At 42.4% G+C, this 20,386-nt stretch carries 21 protein-coding genes; 8 read left to right on the top strand and 13 right to left on the bottom strand.

Going from position 1 to position 20,386, the window contains the following annotated elements; all coding sequences use genetic code 11:
• Positions 1-5: 5 nt before the first annotated feature.
• Positions 6-1,076: an LPS export ABC transporter permease LptG gene (gene lptG / locus FTV28_RS05305; protein WP_004975683.1), complete on the bottom strand. Its 1,071-nt coding sequence runs from the start codon at positions 1,074-1,076 to the stop codon at positions 6-8.
• A gap of 1 nt (position 1,077) precedes the next feature.
• The gene (lptF, locus tag FTV28_RS05300; protein ID WP_004975682.1) at positions 1,078-2,178 is read right to left on the bottom strand and encodes an LPS export ABC transporter permease LptF; all 1,101 of its coding nucleotides are present in this window, start codon (positions 2,176-2,178) and stop codon (positions 1,078-1,080) included.
• A 158-nt stretch (positions 2,179-2,336) separates the two neighbouring features.
• Between lptF and FTV28_RS05295 the strand changes: the two genes are divergently transcribed.
• The 4 genes from FTV28_RS05295 (at position 2,337) to FTV28_RS05280 (ending at position 5,218) form a co-directional block, all read left to right on the top strand.
• Positions 2,337-3,785 (top strand): leucyl aminopeptidase, encoded by a 1,449-nt coding sequence (locus FTV28_RS05295; protein WP_179989748.1) that lies wholly within the window; start codon positions 2,337-2,339, stop codon positions 3,783-3,785.
• On the top strand, positions 3,778-4,185 hold the full coding sequence (locus FTV28_RS05290) for a DNA polymerase III subunit chi (RefSeq protein ID WP_096901966.1): 408 nt from the start codon (positions 3,778-3,780) through the stop codon (positions 4,183-4,185). The genes FTV28_RS05295 and FTV28_RS05290 overlap by 8 nt, the downstream gene beginning before the upstream one ends.
• A gap of 48 nt (positions 4,186-4,233) precedes the next feature.
• A complete protein-coding gene (locus tag FTV28_RS05285) occupies positions 4,234-4,854 on the top strand; it encodes a hypothetical protein (RefSeq protein WP_004975677.1) in 621 nt (206 codons plus the stop codon).
• A 145-nt stretch (positions 4,855-4,999) separates the two neighbouring features.
• Entirely contained in the window at positions 5,000-5,218 is a 219-nt protein-coding gene (locus FTV28_RS05280) for a hypothetical protein (protein ID WP_096901968.1), read from the top strand.
• Between the two features lie 108 nt (positions 5,219-5,326).
• Here the strand turns inward: FTV28_RS05280 and FTV28_RS05275 are convergent, their stop codons facing one another.
• The 7 genes from FTV28_RS05275 to glnK form a co-directional block, all read right to left on the bottom strand.
• On the bottom strand, positions 5,327-5,872 hold the full coding sequence (locus tag FTV28_RS05275; protein WP_004975673.1) for a VTT domain-containing protein: 546 nt from the start codon (positions 5,870-5,872) through the stop codon (positions 5,327-5,329).
• Positions 5,873-5,995: 123 nt separating this feature from the next.
• A complete protein-coding gene (locus tag FTV28_RS05270) occupies positions 5,996-6,655 on the bottom strand; it encodes a riboflavin synthase (protein WP_104852910.1) in 660 nt (219 codons plus the stop codon).
• 34 nt (positions 6,656-6,689) lie between these two features.
• Complete coding sequence (locus FTV28_RS05265) at positions 6,690-7,982, bottom strand: DNA adenine methylase (RefSeq protein ID WP_004975669.1); 1,293 nt, start codon at positions 7,980-7,982, stop codon at positions 6,690-6,692.
• A complete protein-coding gene (ribD, locus tag FTV28_RS05260; RefSeq protein WP_154321290.1) occupies positions 7,979-9,082 on the bottom strand; it encodes a bifunctional diaminohydroxyphosphoribosylaminopyrimidine deaminase/5-amino-6-(5-phosphoribosylamino)uracil reductase RibD in 1,104 nt (367 codons plus the stop codon). Before ribD ends, FTV28_RS05265 begins: the two co-directional genes overlap by 4 nt.
• Positions 9,083-9,118: 36 nt before the next feature.
• Positions 9,119-9,577: a transcriptional regulator NrdR gene (nrdR, locus tag FTV28_RS05255; RefSeq protein ID WP_096902237.1), complete on the bottom strand. Its 459-nt coding sequence runs from the start codon at positions 9,575-9,577 to the stop codon at positions 9,119-9,121.
• A gap of 139 nt (positions 9,578-9,716) precedes the next feature.
• Positions 9,717-11,126, bottom strand: coding sequence for an ammonium transporter (locus FTV28_RS05250; protein WP_179989643.1), 1,410 nt, complete (start codon positions 11,124-11,126; stop codon positions 9,717-9,719).
• Positions 11,127-11,189: 63 nt separating this feature from the next.
• Positions 11,190-11,528 (bottom strand): P-II family nitrogen regulator, encoded by a 339-nt coding sequence (glnK, locus tag FTV28_RS05245; protein ID WP_004650081.1) that lies wholly within the window; start codon positions 11,526-11,528, stop codon positions 11,190-11,192.
• Positions 11,529-11,803: 275 nt separating this feature from the next.
• Between glnK and FTV28_RS05240 the strand changes: the two genes are divergently transcribed.
• Positions 11,804-12,031: an accessory factor UbiK family protein gene (locus FTV28_RS05240; protein ID WP_179989641.1), complete on the top strand. Its 228-nt coding sequence runs from the start codon at positions 11,804-11,806 to the stop codon at positions 12,029-12,031.
• Positions 12,032-12,100: 69 nt separating this feature from the next.
• Positions 12,101-13,588, top strand: coding sequence for a YifB family Mg chelatase-like AAA ATPase (locus tag FTV28_RS05235; RefSeq protein WP_179989639.1), 1,488 nt, complete (start codon positions 12,101-12,103; stop codon positions 13,586-13,588).
• Positions 13,589-13,710: 122 nt separating this feature from the next.
• On the opposite strand, the gene FTV28_RS05230 is transcribed toward FTV28_RS05235, so the two are convergent.
• Positions 13,711-14,463 (bottom strand): TorF family putative porin, encoded by a 753-nt coding sequence (locus tag FTV28_RS05230; protein ID WP_026438393.1) that lies wholly within the window; start codon positions 14,461-14,463, stop codon positions 13,711-13,713.
• Between the two features lie 1,127 nt (positions 14,464-15,590).
• Here FTV28_RS05230 and FTV28_RS05225 point away from each other — a divergent pair.
• Positions 15,591-16,898, top strand: a complete 1,308-nt coding sequence (locus FTV28_RS05225) for an OprD family outer membrane porin (RefSeq protein WP_179989637.1) — start codon at positions 15,591-15,593, stop codon at positions 16,896-16,898.
• Positions 16,899-16,997: 99 nt separating this feature from the next.
• Here FTV28_RS05225 and ppa read toward each other — a convergent pair whose 3' ends face one another.
• Entirely contained in the window at positions 16,998-17,534 is a 537-nt protein-coding gene (gene ppa, locus FTV28_RS05220; RefSeq protein ID WP_004975651.1) for an inorganic diphosphatase, read from the bottom strand.
• 124 nt (positions 17,535-17,658) lie between these two features.
• A complete protein-coding gene (locus tag FTV28_RS05215) occupies positions 17,659-18,057 on the bottom strand; it encodes an MAPEG family protein (protein ID WP_096902243.1) in 399 nt (132 codons plus the stop codon).
• Positions 18,058-18,161: 104 nt separating this feature from the next.
• Between FTV28_RS05215 and FTV28_RS05210 the strand changes: the two genes are divergently transcribed.
• Positions 18,162-18,542 carry a hypothetical protein gene (locus FTV28_RS05210; RefSeq protein WP_004975646.1) on the top strand — a complete coding sequence of 127 codons (381 nt, stop codon included), beginning with the start codon at positions 18,162-18,164 and terminating at the stop codon, positions 18,540-18,542.
• A 99-nt stretch (positions 18,543-18,641) separates the two neighbouring features.
• On the opposite strand, the gene FTV28_RS05205 is transcribed toward FTV28_RS05210, so the two are convergent.
• Complete coding sequence (locus FTV28_RS05205; RefSeq protein WP_179989635.1) at positions 18,642-20,318, bottom strand: AMP-binding protein; 1,677 nt, start codon at positions 20,316-20,318, stop codon at positions 18,642-18,644.
• Positions 20,319-20,386 lie beyond the last annotated feature (68 nt).

Here is a 20,386-nt window from a genome sequence, read left to right as displayed (position 1 = left end):
CGCACTTAACGCGCACGATGCAGTAAGTAACCGCCGATGACAAACATCAGAATAATAGGAATAAATACGAACCACGCAGGCGATGGTGCATAGACCAAGCTGGCATAGCCCAAGAAATCCTGTAAATAAAAGAAGGTTAAGCCGACAAATAAAGCAATCACCAAACGGAAACCCATAGATTGCTGACGTAACGGCCCAAAAATAAAGGAGCAAGCAATCACCACCAAAGCAATCAGCGCAAAGGGTGCACCAAGTTTTTGCCAGAACGCCAGTTGGTAGGTTTTGGGTACTTGGCTGTATTCATGCATATAACTCATGAAACTGACCAATTGACTTGGGGATAAATCTTCAGGGTCGATGGTGACCATGTGCACATATTTCGGTTGCAATGCTAAAGCCAAAGCCTGTTCGCTGTTTTTAGCTAAAGTCGCGTTGCCCGCCTGCAAAATATCCATCTGTTCAGTTTGATTGAGCAACCAACTACCGTCTTTAACAAACTGTCCCTGATCTGCAGACAATGTACCACGCAAGCGATAATTATCATCAAAATCGACCACTTGTACATTTTTGAGCTGCCCTTGGGCATTGGCGTAGTCAATATAAATAAAACGATTGCCTTCGCGCGACCAATAGCCACGAACTTCACCCAGCTCAGCGACGCTACGGTGACTTTTAACACTTTTGGCTTGTTCATTGGTGTATGGAATCACCCATTCACTGAGCACAAAAGACAGCAGTACCAATACCATGGCGGAACGAATCACCCATCCCACAATACGCCACAGGCTAATCCCTGCAGAACGCATCACAATCAATTCGCTGTTGGATGCCAACGTACCCAAGCCTAACACTGCGCCAATCAAGGCAGAAATCGGCAAAATTTCATAGAGATAATTTGGCGCACCCCACAATACATACAGCAATGCCTGCCATGCACTATAGTTTTCATTGAGTGAACCCAATTCGCCTAAATAGGTAAACAACACCTGCAAACCAGACAAAATTGCCGTTGCACCAAACATAGCCAGTGCAGTGGTCTTGGTGACGTGTTTTGCAACTATACGACGTGCCAACATCTTAAGACCTCACTCGCTGAATTTGCTGCTTAATTTTAGGTGCTAGTTTTTGTTTACGTGAGAACAAGGCTGCCGCAATCGCATAAGCCAACAACACCAACGGATAAGCAATCATGCCCATTTCTTGTTTGCTGATACGGGTTTTAACCGCCATGAGCGCCACAATCAAACTGGCGAAAATTAACAAGGCAGGAAACAGTTTTAAATAACGCCCCTGACGCGGACTAACTTCTGACAATGCCACGGCTAAAAACAACGCCACCACAATCGCAAAAGGCACAAAAATACGCCAGCCGAGTTCACTTGCAACCACAGGGTCTGCACGGTTTTTCCAAAGTTGCGAGGTGGTTAAGGCTTCTACTTCGGCACTTTCAAATTTGGCTTCTTTATCATTTTCTAAACGTAAACGATAACTTTGGAATTCTGCCTGTGAATATTTGGCTGTGCCCGGAAATATTTCATAACGACGCCCTTCGACCAAATCCACCACATTGGCAGGATCATTTTCCAACTCTACCCGTGTCGCTTCTTTTGCCAGAATCATGACATCAGGACGACCTGCTTTTTCTGCACGTTGATAAAAGAAAATATCTTTCAGGTTTTTACGATCTTCGGACAGATCACCTGCGTAAATGGTATATGGCCCTGAAGAAATAAATTCTTTGGGTCGCACCAAATCAAAACCTGTGCGTACTGCCTGACTGGTGGTCAATGCTTCAAACTGACGCAGTCCCCACGGTGATGCCCACAGCATTAAGAAACCTTGAACGATTAGAAATACCAAGGTCATTGGCACCAATAAACGTGCCAGTTGATGCCGACTCACACCACTACTATTGAGCACCGCCATTTCATGGTCGACATATAAACGACCAAATACCAGCATCAAACCAATAAAGAAACCCAAAGGTAAGATCAGCGTCAAAAATTCAGGCAAGCGATAGCCAATGATGCTGAATAAAATACTCGCATCCAAACGCCCTTGTGCCGCCACGCCAAAATACTTGATCAAGCGACCACCCATCATGATCAAAGTCAGTAAGGCAATCACAACCAAGGATGTCGACACAACTTGCTTGACCAAATAACGCCGAATAATCAAATTATTTCTTCCAAAATGTGAGGGAATCCAATTCGCGTTAGTTTACCTGAATGTTGAAAATATAAAACCTATCGCCTTGTTATACATTGAAACTCGACGCATAAAAATGTTTCAATGGTTGCATAGTTTGCACATTTAGATAGGCATAAAATCCAGTGATTAAATTTAGCTTAAGTCCCTCATTCCAAGAACACAGCGCGAGTGAATCTTTGTCAATTTTAGTGGCTGCAGAACAGGTGCCACAGGCAACTGCTGCTTATCAAATCAAGGATTTAGACAGCATTATTCAAGCGACACAATTTAAAGCAGGCTTTAATGAAAGTTTAAGTTTGGTGGCTAGCGTTGTTGAATGCGCCAATAGCAACCTGATCGGTTTGGGTAAAACCGAAGAATTACCAGCCGCAAAGCTGGCAAAAATTGCACAAAGCATTATCAAATCTTCACAAAAAAAATTTAAACAGATCAGCATTGACTTGTCTGCCCTGCCTAGCGAGCTGCATTATGTATTTGCACTCAGCCTGACCCAAGCAGCCTATGCTTTTGATGAATACAAAAGCAAAAAGAATGAGTTTCAGCTTGAACAAATCAACTTAATTGCCAAGGACAGCTCACTGACTGCCGATCAGTTGCAGTTAATTGAAGCCATGCAATCAGGTCAAAACATGGCTCGCGACTTGGGCAACCGCCCGGGCAATATTTGTTTCCCTGAATATTTGGCAGAACAAGCCCAAGCACTTGCGGCAGAATATCCAGACCTACTCAAAGTCACCATTTTAGATGAAGCAGAAATAGCGGAATTGGGCATGGGTGCTTTCCTTGCAGTCAGTCAGGGTTCAGACCGTCCAGGACGCATCATTAGCCTCGAATACCAAGCACAGCGTGATGAAGCACCTGTGGTATTGGTTGGTAAAGGCATCACCTTTGATACAGGCGGCATTTCACTCAAACCCGGCTTAGGGATGGATGAAATGAAATTTGATATGTGTGGTTCTGCTTCAGTTTTAGGCACCATGCGCGCGCTGTGTGAAGCACGTTTACCTATCCATGTGGTCGGCACGATTGCCGCTGCAGAAAATATGCCGTCAGGCAAAGCCACTCGCCCGGGTGATATTGTGACCAGTATGAGCGGCCAAACCATCGAAATTTTAAATACCGATGCCGAAGGTCGTTTGGTGCTGTGCGATACCCTAACCTATGTGAAACGCTTCAACCCTGCTTTGGTGATTGATATTGCGACTTTAACAGGCGCTTGCGTGGTTGCACTCGGTTCGGTACTGACAGGCATGTTTACCCCAGATGATGAACTTGCGGCGGAATTGGATGCTGCGGGACACACTGCATTTGACCGTGTATGGCGTATGCCCGTGATTGACGATTACCAAGAACAACTGGATTCACCATTTGCCGATATTGGCAATATTGGTGGGCCTAAAGCAGGTTCAGTTACTGCAGCATGCTTCTTGCAACGCTTTACCCGTGACTATCGCTGGGCGCATCTAGACATTGCAGGCACTGCATGGAATTCAGGCAGCAATAAAGGCGCAACAGGTCGTCCTGTACCGTTATTGATGCAGTTCCTCGCACAACGTGCAAGCAATAATGGCTAAAGTTAGCTTTTATTTGTTTGAAAAAAGTCCTGAACGGCAAGTGGAAAGCACTTGCCGTTTATGCCGCAAAATTTTGCGGCAGCAGGCACGCATTTGGCTGCATTGCCCTGATCCAGAGTTACAGCAAATATTGGATGAGCGTCTGTGGAGTTTTGATGCCAGCAGCTTTATTCCACATGGCATTAACCAAACACAGGCCAGCGTATGTATTTCTGCCGAATTACCGCAGCAATCGGACTGGATTATGTTTAATTTTAACAGTCAGGCACTTGAAGCCTATGCAAAATTTAGTCACATTATTGAGATTATTGAAAATCACGAAGCAGCTAAAGTGCTTGGACGTGAAAAATTTAAACAATATCGACGTTTGGGCATAGAACCACAGACGTTTAAGCTTTAATTTTAAAACGTTTTTTTAAAAATACTGCTCAAAATAAGGAGAGATGCGGTGACTTTAAATGTCGGCTCAGATTTTAAACAGCGCTGGTTAACCGCGCCTCAGGCTGTGCGCCAGACATTTATGGATGATCTGCATCGAATTTGTGAGGTCTTGCAACCTGAAACGCAATTACACAACTGGATTGCAGAAGATCAGCGCGCTCAGCAACAATCACAGGAAAAAATTGAACAAGCCTATGCTGACCTGAAAGCACGTTTGATTGAAGAAGCACGGCAACGTCGCCAATTGGCACTCGAACTCAAATTAGAACAGCAACGTGCAGAACAAGCCGCTTATGCTGCACAGCTACAGCAAGATGAAGCGCAACGCTTTGCAGAACAAACTCAAGCACTTGAGTTGATGCGTCAAAGTCTGGATCAGGAAATTTCAAACTATACTGCACGTTATGAGCAAAATCCTGAATTACCTGCAGTGACTTTTAATCAAGCCGCAACTGCGGTAAGTGATGATCAAATTGTTTCTGAACTTGAAAGTGTACGTTTGCGTTTAGAGCTAGAAGCCGAAACTCAAATTGAGCAGGCGGTAACGATCTTTCGTGCGCGACTACATGCTGCAGCCCAAGAAGAAATTGACTATATCTTAAAAAATTCAAATTTTTCTAAAGAATAATTTTACTTTTTATCCCCAATTAGCCCAAAGTCTTAAACCCAATGTCATCAAAATGAAATAATTTTGTCACATGATAATCATCCAGAAAAAGTTGAATTCTCAACTTTTATCTCCTTTAAATGACTTTTGTAATCATGGGTTTCAAATGGATATCTTGACGAAAATTTCAGGCAAAATCGACCATCTTAATGCGGGCGAACAGTGGAGTATTCGTGCTCAGGATTTATGGATCAGTCGTGCAGATTTCCAATCATTAAGCATGTACTTGTCTAAAGAAGCGGAAAAGGGTGAGTTTTCAATTCAAAGTAACGATACTTTTAGCCCGCGCTTGGGTGGCACAGAATTAATTGTCACCAAACACTAAAACTGAACAATATCAAAAGTCCACACGGTGGGCTTTTTTTGTGGCCATCAATCCACTTTTTTAGTTATCGCGGTGGATTTAGAAGAAGAAAATAGAAAAATGAGGAATTTAAATCCAATCACCCAACCAAGACAAAATATTACCCAAGCCATAACCTATTGCCATTAAAGAAAAAATCCATACGGCAGCACCCACCACATTATAAAAACTAAAGGTCGCCAAAGGCATGTGCCCTGACCCTGCAGCAAATGGTGCAAATGAACGAACAAACGGTATAAAACGCGCCATTAAAATAGTTTTGCCACCATGTTTCATAAAATAATGGTTGGTTTTGACAATATATTCAGGTTTGAAATAACGTGAATGTTGATGAAAATACTTCACCCCTAGAATTCGTCCAGTGTAATAGTTGACGCTATATCCCAAGACCGCAGCGACAAAAAGTAAAATCCCCATATAGTGCAAATGCACCACATCGGTGGTGGAACACAAGGCACCAATTGCGATCAGCAAACTATCGCCTGGTAAAAAGAACATGAACACAGAACCTGTTTCTGCAAAAATAATCAGAAACAAAATGGCATAGATCCACAGACCATAATTATCGAGTAATAATGGCAGCCAGTGTTCCAAATTCATTAAAAAATCAATCATCTACATTAAACCAAAGGGGTGTTTATGATGAAAAAAACATCTTTATCTTTTTAATTATCCCTAAAAACAAAAAAACAGTCTAATTTTTCAATCAGACTGTTTAAATTTCATTCGGCTCTGTGCTTATTTTAAAAAGCCATTTTCAGCCAAGAATTCCATGCTAATTTTAGATTGCTGCGTAGTTTCTGCAGCTTTATCACCCAAGAGCAAACGCTCAATATAACGCGCCAAGACATCCACTTCTAAATTGACCTTGCTGCCAACTTTCCATGTGCCAATATTGGTACGCTCTGCCGTGTGTGGAATTAAATTCAGACTGATAACACTGCCGCGTAAATGGTTAATGGTCAGGCTGATGCCATCGACGGTCACCGAACCTTTTTCTGCCAAATATTTGGCAATTTCTGCAGGTGCAGTCACTTCATAGTAAATTGAACGTGCATCTTCACGTACCAGCGTAATTTCACCGACTGCATCAACATGGCCACTTACGATATGTCCACCAAAACGTGTGGTCGGCAACATGGCTTTTTCGACATTGACAGGCTGACCCACTTTCCATGTGCCTAAAGTGGTACGGTTCAAACTTTCACGGGACACATCTGCGGCATACCAATTGTCGCCCCACTCGATCACAGTCAGGCAAATACCATTGGTGGCAATTGAATCCCCCAAATGCACATCCGACATATCCAAATCGGTCTGAATACGCAAACGTACATCACCGCCCACACTTTGCAGGCTTTCTACTTTACCTAAACTTTCAATAATGCCTGTAAACATAATCTTTTCTCTCATTCACTGAGGATTTGTGGATTTACCACAACGCCAATTGGGTACTCACACCTGAGGTATCTACACCACCCAATTCTGCAAAATGGTAAAGTTGCCCTAACAACTGGCGAATAGGTGGGCCTGACTTGGCATGCGTATCGGTAATCACAATAAATTCCAGCACGCGCGCACGCTCGGACTGACGCTGTTTACTCACGCGATAACGCGGAACATCTTGCGTCAATAACGTCACTCGACCGCGTTTTAAATTGGCTTGCAACAAGTCTGTGGCACTAATATTACCATCGGTAGAATAACTGGTCAGAATAAAACGTGCATTAATGGTGTCCAATAAGGTTTCATACGCCTCTTTGGCGTACTTAGATGAGTTGTATGGACTTGGACGTTCTTTGCGCCATGCACGGTCAATACCACTTTTAAAGCCTTTGGTGTCTGGGGTTGGTAAATCGACCTGATCCCACAAGGTTAAGGCATTTAAGACATGATAGTTACTGCTATAAGCATGTTGATTATACGGTGGGTCTAAATAAGCCACATCGACCTCAAAACCACTCATTTGATTGGCCAGATGCTGTGCATCGACACACCACATTTCTGCAGCAGGTTTATTTGGTTCACCAATGTCACAAAAACGACTTGGCGTGAGCCACAATAATGATTCAATTCGTTCGAGTGCAGTTTGGGTTTTGCCGCCCCAGCCGTGGTGGAAGCTTTTAAACACCCCGCTGGTATTGCTGACAAAACTGGCAGAGTACAACAACGGCGCCAACAATGCCGACATCTCAACATCATCAATGGCACCCTGCGCTTGCCACGTAGCAATTTGCTGACGAATCGCATCTATGCGCATACCGTTACGACGTTTAAAGAATAAACGGTCACGACTTGGGTCATAAATTTCGTCATTGCGCGGGCACAAGTTATGCGTCACCCAGCCTTTGACTTCAGGCAAACGGTTCAAATAATCAATGGCTTTTTGATAGCCGCCTAATTCTTTAAACGCAGGTGCTTCAGTGCAGGCCAAAATCGCATGGTTTAAGGCATGGCTGTACGGTTCCCAGTCATTGGCAATCACCCGATAACCATTTTGACGCGCCAAACGTGATACCACTCCTGAACCTGCAAAAAAATCGGCAAAAATTGGTGCACGACCATTTTTAGGATGTAGCGTTCCTGTCTGTTCAAGTGCTTCTAAAATCAGATGCAGTAAACGGCGTTTATTGCCCAAATAAGGCACTAACTGATGGAATAAGTATTCATCAGTGGTGCGTGCCGCATGACGACGTTTGTGATAAACCGTTGACTCTGAACTCATAGTGTCTCTTGAGAAGGAATTAACCTAAGGCGCACGTCATCACCCAATTGAGTGACATCGCAAAGTTTAAATCGAAGTTGCTCTGCCATCTGTTCAAATTCTGCATTAAACATGGCACGAGCCGAGCGCCCTAACAATGTAGGTGCCACATAGCTGATCACTTCATCAACCCAACCTTCCTGTAAGAAAGCGGTCGATAAGGTTGCACCCGCTTCAACCAACACATCATAAATTTGATGTTGCTGTACCAATTGGGCAAGTAAGGTGGCTAAAGGTTGCGGTTCCAATTGTAACACGCCCAAAGCAGCCAACTCTGCACGATACGGTCCCATCACCATCACCGTTTCAGGCTGCTGCAAAATTTGTGCGCTCAAAGGCAAACGACCTTGGCGATCTAAAATAATCCGTTTGGGTTGTACTACGCTGTGGATGTCATCTACACCCTCTAAGTGGCGTACATTAAGCAGACAGTCATCGGCCAGTAACGTGTCGATCCCCGTTAATACTGCAGCAGAAATTGCCCGCCAATGCTGCACATCGGCACGTGCAGCCGTGCCTGTGATCCATTTGGATTCACCCGAAGCCATTGCCGTACGACCATCCAAACTAGAAGCAATTTTTAAACGCACATAAGGCATGCCTGTAGCCATGGCTTTTAAAAAGCCTGCATTTAACTGCGCTGCTTCAGCTTCTGCCACGCCCACGCTAACCTGAATACCTGCATCCTGTAAAATCTGAACGCCTTTACCTGCCACCAATGGATTCGGGTCTGGACAAGCCACAACCACTTTAGCCACGCCTGCATCGACCAAGGCTTTGGCACATGGTGGTGTGCGCCCATAGTGTGCACAAGGTTCCAAAGTCACATAAGCAGTTGCACCCTGCGCTTGTTCAGCGGCCTGACGCAAAGCAAAGACTTCGGCATGTGGCTGTCCTGCACGAGGATGGAAACCTTCGCCCAATAATTGGGCATCTTTAACAATAACGCAGCCCACGTTCGGATTTGGCTTAGTGCTGTATTGCCCCAAACGTGCCAGTTCAATGGCACGACGCATCCAAAAAAGATCATCGGGTTGCGCGTCAGTATTGAGTTCAATCATGGATGGTTGCTGTGGAATAGATGATGGCATTGCGCTTTATTGCTCACGCGACTGCATTTGTTCAATTTGGCGACGGAATGCTTCGACATCCTGAAAGTCTTGATACACCGAGGCAAAACGTACATAAGCAACATGATCCAATGCAAATAAAGCCTGCATAACAACCTCACCAATGGTACGTGATTTCACATCACGCTCTCCCAAACGGCGAATTTGTAATTGGATGTCGCTGAGTACCGTTTCAATTTGCTCTTGGGTCACGGGACGTTTTTGCAAAGCATGCATTAACGAACGACGTAACTTGGCTTCATCGAAAGGCTCACTTTTACCATCGGATTTAATCACCCGTGGCATAACCACTTCATAACTTTCAAAGGTGGTAAAGCGTTCACCACAGCCAATACACTCACGACGTCGGCGAATTTGGCAGCCTTCTGCCGCCAAACGTGAGTCAATCACTTTACTGTCTGCAGTGTTGCAAAATGGACAATGCATAGCGGTTTAATTGCACAAATTTGAATGAAAATGCAGTGTAGCAAAAATTCCAAACTTTGTAGAGTTTTACGCAACATATAGAAAAAAAACAGCCCCGAAGGGCTGTTTTACACAATATATTGATTATGTACTGTCTAGATTATTCTACACGTTCACCATGTTGGCTTAAGTCGAGTCCCATACGCTCATCTTCTGCAGCCACACGAATACCAATGGTTAGATCAATTACTTTTAAGATGATGAAAGTCAGTACAGCAGAGTAAGCAATGGTCGCTAACACACCTTCAACTTGCACCCAAAGTTGGCTCATCAAGTTGCTTGGTGCAGCATCGCCCATAATAAACTCGCTGGCAAAGAAGGCTGTTAAAATTGCACCAACAATACCACCTACACCATGTAGTCCAAAGGCATCTAGAGAGTCATCAGCTTTCAGGGCGCGTTTTAAGGCAGTAATACCCCAGAAACATACCACACCACCAATTAAACCCATCGCTAATGCACCACCAACAGTCACAAAACCTGCTGCTGGAGTAATCACCACCAAACCTGCTACAGCACCCGATGCAGCACCTAATACAGAACCTTTACCACGTACCAGTTTTTCTGCTACAAGCCATGCAATTGCTGCGGCTGCGGCTGCCACTTGAGTCACAACTAAGGCATAACCCGCTGCACCATTGGCACCTAAAGCAGAACCACCGTTGAAACCAAACCAGCCCACCCAGAGTAAACTTGCACCCAGTACAGTCAAAGTCAGGTTGTGCGGAGCCATAGATTCACGGCCCAAGCCCATACGTTTGCCCAACATGTATGCAGCAACTAAACCTGCAACACCCGAGTTAATATGAACAACAGTACCACCAGCAAAGTCGAGAGCACCATCATTGCCTAACCAACCACCACCCCATACCCAGTGGGTAATTGGTGCGTAGACCACGACCACCCAAATCGCGATAAAGGCAACAAAGGCACCAAACTTCATTCGTTCTGCAATTGAACCACTGATAATTGCCACAGTAATGATGGCAAAGGTCATTTGAAATATCACAAATAGAATTTCAGGAATACTGCCACTGAGCGCATCGGTACCAATGCCTGCCAGCATGACTTTGTCTAGACCACCAATAAAGGCATTACCTTCACCAAAAGCCAAACTATAGCCCACTGCCACCCAGGCAATACTGACCACGGCTGCTGCTACAAAGCTATAAGCCATAGTATTGAGTACGTTTTTCTTGCGTACCATACCGCCATAAAATAGTGCCAAACCAGGAATGGTCATGAGTAAAACTAAAGCAGTCGAAACTAAAATCCAAGCGGTATCGCCTGTATCTAATACAGCTTCTGGTTCAGCAGCTTCGGGCGTGCTGACTTCTGCTACAGCTGCAACTTCTGTTGCATTTGGTGTTTCGATAGGAGATGTTTCGGCAGTTTCAAGCACTGCAACATCTGAAGTTGGTGCGGTGGCTGTTACGGCTTCTTCAGCCCAAGCAACAGAACCACCAAGAAGTGCGCCTGATAGACTCAGCGCGAGTAGCATTTTTTTCATTTGTGTCCCCCGACCTTTGTTTTTGTGAGTTATTAGGTACTCAGCAAACTTCGTGCCATTTTCTTAAACAGCGTCTGCACCCGTTTCACCTGTACGAATACGGATGACTTGTTCGAGGTTAGTAACAAAGATTTTGCCATCACCAATCTTGCCTGTACTAGCAACACGAGTGATTGACTCAATCACCGAATCCACCATTTCATCGCTAATTGCGATTTCAATTTTAACTTTAGGCAAGAAGTCAACGACGTATTCAGCGCCACGATAAAGTTCGGTGTGACCTTTTTGGCGACCGAAGCCTTTGACTTCTGTTACGGTGATCCCTTGAACACCAATTTCAGATAATGCTTCACGCACATCATCTAATTTAAAGGGTTTTACAATTGCAGTTACGAGCTTCATGTTTGTTTTCCTTCGGCTTAATTCACCAGTAAGGTTTTATGTTCAAATTCCATGCCAAAGTTCTAAGGTCGGGGGAAATTAGAAACCGTGACATGAGTTTTCTTTATACCTTATTTTATACATTTATATGGTTTTGATCTTCAAAAAATAGACATATTTACTAGAAGATTTACGATTTTACTCATCGAATAAATCCATATTTCGTCTGAAATGCTATAGTCTATTAAAGACCAGTGCTACACTGCCTACCTTTGTCCATCTGTGTGGAAACAACAATGATTGAAACTTTATTACAAGCCATTTTGGAACAAATTGAACAACCCAAAAAAGATTTAGAACATAATTTACGTGCTTTACTGAATGAAGCCGTGACAAAAATGGATTTGGTCTCTCAAGATGAGCTAGATCGTCAGCGTACTGCGCTGAATAATGCCAATTTGCGTTTAAATGAATTGTTAAAACAAGTCGAAATGCTCGAACAAAAGATGCAGCCAAAAAAATAAGCACCAATTTAGTGCCATAAAAGACCAAACACCTATAAAAATAACGCACCAAAACGGATCATAATAATAATGTCTTTTGCCAAAGTGTATACGCGGGGGCTGCTCGGCTTGCATGCCCCTGCAATTGAAGTTGAAGTCCATCTAAGTCAAGGCTTACCTTCTTTAACCATAGTTGGTCTAGCCGAAGCTGCCGTACGTGAGAGTAAAGACCGAGTACGCTCTGCCATTATTAATAGTGGTTTTCAATTTCCAAGCAAACGTCTAACCATTAATTTAGCACCAGCAGACTTACCTAAAGATGGTTCTCGCCTTGACCTTGCCATTGCTTTGGGCATTTTGATTGCTTCAGGTCAACTGCCCGAACACAGTAGTGATGGTTTAGAATTTATTGGTGAACTGGCTTTAGATGGTCAATTGCGTCCAACTACAGGTACGCTGAGTATTGCGATTGCCTGCCAACAGGCACAGCACTGTTTAGTTTTACCCGAACAAAATGCGCAAGAAGCCGCACAATTACCAGACTTTGAAGTTTTTGCTGCCAATCACTTAAAACAAGTTTGTGAGCATTTGGCACAACATCAGCCACTTCATAAAGTCACGCCAGCAAACCAGCCTTTGCTCTCGGCTTCGGCTTTTGATCTGGCAGATGTAAAAGGGCAATTACGCCCAAGACGTGCTTTGGAAATTGCAGCAGCAGGCGGACACTCCTTGTTGTTTAAAGGCCCGCCAGGCACAGGTAAAACCTTGTTGGCTTCTCGCCTTGCCAGTATTTTACCGCCCTTAGATTTACAAGAAAATTTACAAGTTGCGAGTATCTACTCAGTCGCCAACACACCGCATACTTTTGGGCAACGCCCATTTCGTGCCCCACACCATACTGCCTCTGCCGTAGCATTGGTCGGGGGTGGCTCATATCCAAAACCTGGCGAAATCACGCTGGCGCACTTAGGCGTGTTGTTTTTAGATGAATTACCTGAGTTTGATAAGAAAGTATTAGAAGTATTGCGGCAACCGTTGGAGTCTAAAGAAATTGTGATTTCTCGGGCATCGCGACAAATTACCTTTCCTGCGAACTTTCAATTGGTGGCTGCAATGAACCCCTGCCCCTGTGGTTATGCTTTTAATCAGGACGTGCGCTGTCAATGCTCTACAGAAAGTATTAAACGCTATCAAAACCGTATTTCAGGACCGTTGTTGGATCGTATCGACTTACACATTGATGTACCACCTCTGCAAGCACATGAATTACAGGATACCCGACCAGTGGAAAATTCTGAAACCGTGCGAAGCCGTGTCATTCAAGCATATACACGACAATTGCAACGCCAAGAGTGTTTAAACATGGCGCTCAGCCCAAAACAATTAGAACAGTTTGCCCTATTAGATGGCACTGCACAGGATATTTTAACCATTGCACAACAACGGTTAAATTTGTCTGCACGCGCTTATCATCGGGTGTTACGCGTCGCACGTACTATTGCAGACTTGGCGCAAAGTGAACAGATTCAAAGCGGCCATTTGAGTGAAGCATTGTCTTATCGTGGCAATCCAGCCTAGGCGAAAATATTGAGATATAAAAACAGCCCATTGCCATGTCTAAGCAATGGGCGAGTTATCTTGTTATTCTTTTGGATGTTACTCCCAATTGGAGCTTCTTATTTATCCTAAATACAGAGGACTTAGAATGCTTTGGTCAAAGTAAATACAGCTCCTGTTTCAACGCCACGCTTTGCCGCATGCGAAAAACCATCGGTATCAATATCAGTTCCTACAGCAGCCAATTCAGCAGATAAACCTTCAACTGAAGCAAAGTTATAGCTTACACCGACTTTCCAATCTACATAGCTGTCTTTTCCACCGCCAAAATCAAAGTCATCTGCTTGGGTGTAACCTAATCCAGCAACCCCAGAAAAGCCGGTACTTCCAATGGGTGCGGTATAAGTGGCATTGAAATACCAAGCATCGGTGTCACCACCTAAGAAATCATTACTGTAGTTAATGGCTGTTAATAAGCTGGCATCTTTAAACAAAACATCACTAAAACCTAATTTTGCATAAGCTTCGAGCCAGTTTAAATCGCTCTCACTTGGGTAGGCGTAATACCAAAAACCCACATCCAAAATGGGTTTGCTGGCAAAATAATCTAGGCTTGTGGTATAGCCCATATAAGGGTCAAGCTCTAAATGTGCCGTACCACCAAAATCGACATTGGAACCCCACACGCCTGCATACACGCCAGAATCATGGCTGAGAGCAAAACCTGCTTGCACTGCGGGATCATTAAAGGTTTGAGTTAAACCACGATAGCGATAATCACTGGTTAAGGCTGCTGTCCCGCTAAACGACATGCCTGTCGCATTTTCTGCAGCAAAACTGAGACTTGATGTGGCTGCGAACATCGCCAAAGAAAGTGTTTGAAGTACGAATTTCATTTTAGATTCCCCCTGCATCGGATGAGATGCCTTTGTCTATTTTTTTTGACTCAATGAAGGGATTGCAAACTCTATGCCAACGATTAAATTCAGAACAGCAATTTTACGTTTAAAAGCAATAGATATAAATTTAAACTATTGTTATACATCAATTATTTTTAGTGTGTTTTTTATTTTGATTGGAATGAATTTTGATTTGCATCAATACTCGTCTTATAACCACTGCACTTTAAACATGAATTTACACAGTGCTATGATTATTTTTTGCATCCTTGCATAGCAATAAAGCTAAATCACATACCTAAAAAAGTGCAGTCAAGAATCACAAGCCTATCCTGATCAAAAAATAGAAAGTCATGCCTATCCTCTGTTCATCCTTACGCCATCAACTATCAAAACTCAGTGAACAGACAGAAATCCTGTCCTAAACTGCACTAGATTTCTGCACCAAAATTTGACATCAATATACGACGCGACACTTCAATCTTCACATCAAAAATAATTCAATGACCAAAACGATAGATCAATTTTAATTTTCGCAAGCCAACGACCATATAAAAGTTATGTATAAAATATCTGCTTAAACAGTTCTGTTTTCATCGTAATGCCAAAACTTAACACCGATGTTTCACATGAAATCCGTAATAGCCAAAAGCTATTACTCAAAGCTTAAATAAAATGTAATTTTTATACTCTTAATTCAAATAAAGATTCATAAATTTATTTCCCCACTTATCTCTTGCCCAAAATTCGACTTCATAGATAACCATTTCACAGGAAAACTTCACCCTATTTTAAAATTTATGCTGTGCCTTATGCGCTTTGATCACACACCAAGCTGTTGAAAAATTGAATAAACTGTATTTTTAATGTACAAGTTGCAGATGCGCTGTATTTGGCTATGTTTCAGTGACTCAGTAAGTTTTAAATATGTTTATGTTTTTACTAAAAAATAAAATATTTATTCAACTTTTGAAAAGTCGATATTTTTAATGACCCCACAGTTTATCGAAAAAATGCTTAACTTTAGTGTCATAAGTGCTTTAAAAGTGATATTTTCGCGCATAAATAGCGATACAATTCGCCTACGTTTCAACTACACATTTACTGCATGAGGCCATCTCCCAATGCTGCAATCTAAAAAATTAACACTTGCGTTGCTGATCAACGCAGCGCTTGTTTCAACTGCATTTGCTAGCGAACAAAGTGAATCTAAAGGCTTTGTAGAAGACGCAAACGGTTCGGTTTTATTCCGTACAGGTTATTTGAATCGTGATAAAAAAGATGGACTAACAAACGACACAAGCTCTGCAGCTCAAACAGCAATTATCAATCTAGATTCTGGCTTTACTAAAGGTATTGTTGGTTTTGGTGCAGGTATCATTGGTGATGCTTCATTCAAACTAGGTGAAAACAAAAATACTGGCAACCAAATGATTCCAGTCCACAACGATGGTTCTGCTTATGACCACTGGGCACGTGGTGGTGCTTATGTAAAAGCACGCGTATCAAATACAACAGCTAAATATGGTACGCAAGTATCTGAAATACCAGTAATTGCAAGCAATACAGCACGCTTAACACCTGAATACTACACTGGTCTTTATATTGAAAGTAACGAAATTAAAGACTTGACGTTAATTGGTGGTAAATTTACTAAAAACCAATGGTCAAATGACATCAGCTCAGACCAACAAGGTTTGGATAGTGCTATTTTCTGGGGTGCAAAATACAAATTTAACGACCAAGTTAATGCCTCTTATTATGGGGTAGATGTTAAAGATAAATTAGAACGTCACTATGGGAATGTGAATTATAGCTTCCCTACAGCAAATGGTGCGAGCGTAACTTTAGATGCAATGGGTTACAATACCAAATGGAAAGTTGGAGCAGAAACAACTGATCCACGCAGTGAAACTGAAGAATTGACTAACTCGATTTGGGGTGTATCTGCAAGCTATAACAGGGACGCACACAATTTGATGCTTGCGTACCAAGATAATGCGGGCAACATAGGTTACGACTATGCTTACAATGCAGATGGTCTACAAAGTATTTATGTACCAAATTCATACTTATCTGATTTCAACGGCAATGATGAAAAATCAGTTGGCTTGCAATATAACTACAACTTTAAAAACCACGGTTTACCTGGCTTGAACTGGACAAGTGCATTTGTTTACGGTTGGGATATTGATGTTGCGGATCGCAACAATCGAACTGAAATTATTGATCAAGCTGAAGAACATGAATTTTTCAACCAAGTGAAATACACCGTTCAATCTGGTGCATTTAAAGATGCGAGCTTACGCTTACGCTACTCTTACTTGCGTTCAAGTAGTAGCTACAATAACCAAAAAGTGAATAACAGCGAAGGTATTGGCTCAACTAATGAATGGCGTATCTGGTTAGATATTCCTGTGAAATTATTCTAATTTCTCGGAATAGCCAACCCAATAAAAAACCTGCACATATTCTGTGCAGGTTTTTTATATTTTAGCTTTCATGTGAAAGCTAAATAGACTGCGCGCAAATTATGGATTTGCAGCTTTGTAGCCTTCAATTGAGTTCAATACTTCTTGTTTCGCAACATCAGCACCTTCCCAACCACTTAACTTCACCCATTTGCCTGGCTCTAAGTCTTTATAGTGCTGGAAGAAGTGTTCAATTTGGCTGATCAATAATGGTGGAAGATCCGTATATTCTTGAACATCTTTATAAATTGGGGTTAATTTTTCGTGCGGAACGGCAACCAATTTCGCATCAATACCACCATCATCTTCCATGTTCAATTTACCCACTGGGCGGCAACGAATCACAGAACCTGGCTCTACTGGGTGTGGGGTCACAACCAATACGTCTAGCGGATCACCATCCAATGAAAGTGTATTTGGCACATAACCGTAGTTCGCTGGATAGAACATTGCTGTACCCATGAAACGGTCTACAAATAATGCATCAGAATCTTTGTCAATTTCGTATTTGATTGGCGCTGCATTGGCAGGAATTTCAATGATCACATAGATGTCATTTGGTGCATCTTTACCCGCAGGGATATTGCTGTAGCTCATAGCATCACTCTTAAACAAGTTAAATCTTTTTAAAACCGCGTCAATTATAACGGTTTTCTGTCCTGAATTACTGCGCGATTATACATCTGCAAGGCAAAAATACATATTTTCAGACATGACTTGATCAGGTCAGTTTAATCACCATCAGCAAAATACAAATTGGACAAAGTAAAGACAGCATCCAAACAATTGAACGCAGCGTCGCCCAATTGGCTAAATAACAAATTCCATAAATAATGCGCAGCACAATATAAGCAATACCAAACATCATCACCACCACTTGTGGGATGACCATATATTCCGCCATGAGCACTGCAGCAATAAATAAAGGCAGGCTTTCAAAACTGTTTTGCTGTACGGCGTTAGCACGTGCAGCAAAACCTGTGGTTTTGGCTAAAAATTCACGTGGATTTTGGTTATCTTCACGTTTAAAGCCGCCTGCCATTTTTGCGACAACAGCAAAGACATACGGCAATAAGCAAGCAATTATAATTAGATAAACAATTCCACTTATGCTTTGCATCAATTTTTTCTCATAAACTGTATTGAGAACTTATCATAACATGGCATTTCTTGAATAAATTTTGTTAAATAGCATGTTTTAAGCAATTGTATAAAGGATCCATTATGGTCAGCCCAGATCAAAAGGAAATGTTAGATGTACTTGAAAAGCAGCGCCAACATCAACTGCGAGTGGATCGTGTTTTAAAAATTGTGTTGCCTATTGTGGCATTTTTATTGATGGTGATTTGCGCCAACATGAACGTATGGTCGACCATTTTTACCTTCGTTGTACTTTGGGTGGCGTTTTATGCGGTAGGGATTAAGCGCTTACCGCTCTGGCACTGGATTATTGTGATTGTGGTGTATTGCTTAATTGATAATATTTTAAGTTATGGCAGTTTTAATCAATCAGGTTTTAGCCGCCAATTTGGTGCGATGTTTATTTTCTTGGGTATTGTGGGTGTTGGGCGTCGTTACTTTGACCGTTGGCTGATGAAAGAGTAATACTTTTGCCTTTATCGAACAAGAAACAATCTATTTTCTATAGCATATAAAAAATGCCCCTGAGTTTTCAGGGGCGTTTTTATTTCAGAGCAGAATGAATTACGCAGTCTTACGCAAATCTTTACGCAAAATTTTACCTACGTTCGATTTTGGCAATTCATCCATAAACTCCACATAACGTGGGCGTTTATAGCCAGTTAAGTTCTCTTTAGCGAATGCTAATACTTCTTCTGTGGTCAATGATGGATCTTTTTTCACCACAAACAGTTTTGGCACTTCACCTGATTTTTCATCTGGTACACCAATTGCAGCCACTTCCAATACTTTCGGATGCTTCGCAATCACTTCTTCAATTTCAGATGGATAAACGTTAAAGCCTGATACCAAAATCATGTCTTTTTTACGGTCTACAATTTTCACATAGCCCCGTGAATCCATAACACCAATGTCACCTGTACGGAAGAAACCATTAATCATCACTTTATCGGTTTCATCTGGACGGTTCCAATAGCCTTTCATGACTTGTGGACCACGGATTGAAATTTCACCTTGCTCACCCAGTGCAACTTCATTGCCATCATCATCCAAAATAGCCACTTCAGTTAATGGTAATGGAATACCGATTGTGCCACTAAATTCTTCAGATGCAGGTGGGTTTGCCGTTGCAACTGGTGAAGTTTCAGACAAGCCATAACCTTCAATAATGTTAGTGCCTGTGACTTTTTTCCATGCTTCAGCAGTTGATGGTAATACGGCCATACCACCGCCCATCGCCATTTTCAATCGGCTGTGATCAAGCTGTTTAAACTCTTCATTGTTCACGAGCGCATTGAATAAAGTATTCACCGCAGGGAAGAAAGTTGGTTGATATTTACGTAATTCTTTCATCACCGCAGGTAAGTCACGCGGGTTTGGAATTAAGACGTTTGCCTGACCTTTGTACATGCCGTAAAGCGCACACACCATGAATGCAAAGATGTGATACAGCGGCAATGCACAGAAAATACGGTCATCTGGCTGACCATCTTGTGCACCGAATTTACTCTGGAAAATACCATCACATTGCAGCATGTTTGCCACAAGGTTGCGGTGTGTTAATTCTGCACCCTTAGATACACCTGTTGTACCACCCGTGTATTGCAACACAGCCGTATCACTTAAAGTTAAGCTTGGGCGTTTGTAGTTGCTTGGGCTTACTTTAGACATTGCTGCGTTAAATTTAACGTGACCCGGAATGTTCCATGCAGGAATTTGCTTACGCACTGAACGTAAAACAAAATTCACCAACGTGCCTTTTAATGCACCTAGCATATCGCCCACAGAAGCAACAACAACATGCTTCACAGGAGTTTTACCAATAATCGCCTGATAAACGGATGCAAAGTTTTCAATAATGACTAAAACTTCAGAACCAGAGTCATTTAATTGATGCTCTAACTCACGTGAAGTATAAAGTGGGTTCACGTTTACCAATACTAAGCCTGCACGTAACACCCCTAATGCAACCACAGGATATTGAAGTACGTTCGGCATCATCACCGCAACACGCGAGCCTGGTGCCAAACCTAAACTTTGTAAATAGGTTGCAAATTTACGGCTAGCTTCTTCTAGTTCACTGAAGCTTAAAACCTTATCCATAAAGATAAAGGCATCACGTGAACCAAATTTTTGGAAATTACGTTCAAAAATGTCTACGAGTGACGTATTTTCTGCAGGCAGTTCTACAGTTTCTGGAATCCCTGTCTTTCGGTATTCAGCAAACCAAATCTTTTCCATAATGCCAATTTCTCCAATCAATAATCCTTAGTTTTAAACTGTTTTTCTCAATACAGGACGTCGTTGTT

This window comes from Acinetobacter sp. YH12252, from assembly GCF_013417365.1.
Lineage (GTDB): Bacteria > Pseudomonadota > Gammaproteobacteria > Pseudomonadales > Moraxellaceae > Acinetobacter > Acinetobacter towneri.
Note: the sequence above shows the minus strand (reverse complement) of the source record. Positions and strands in the feature narration are given on the sequence as shown.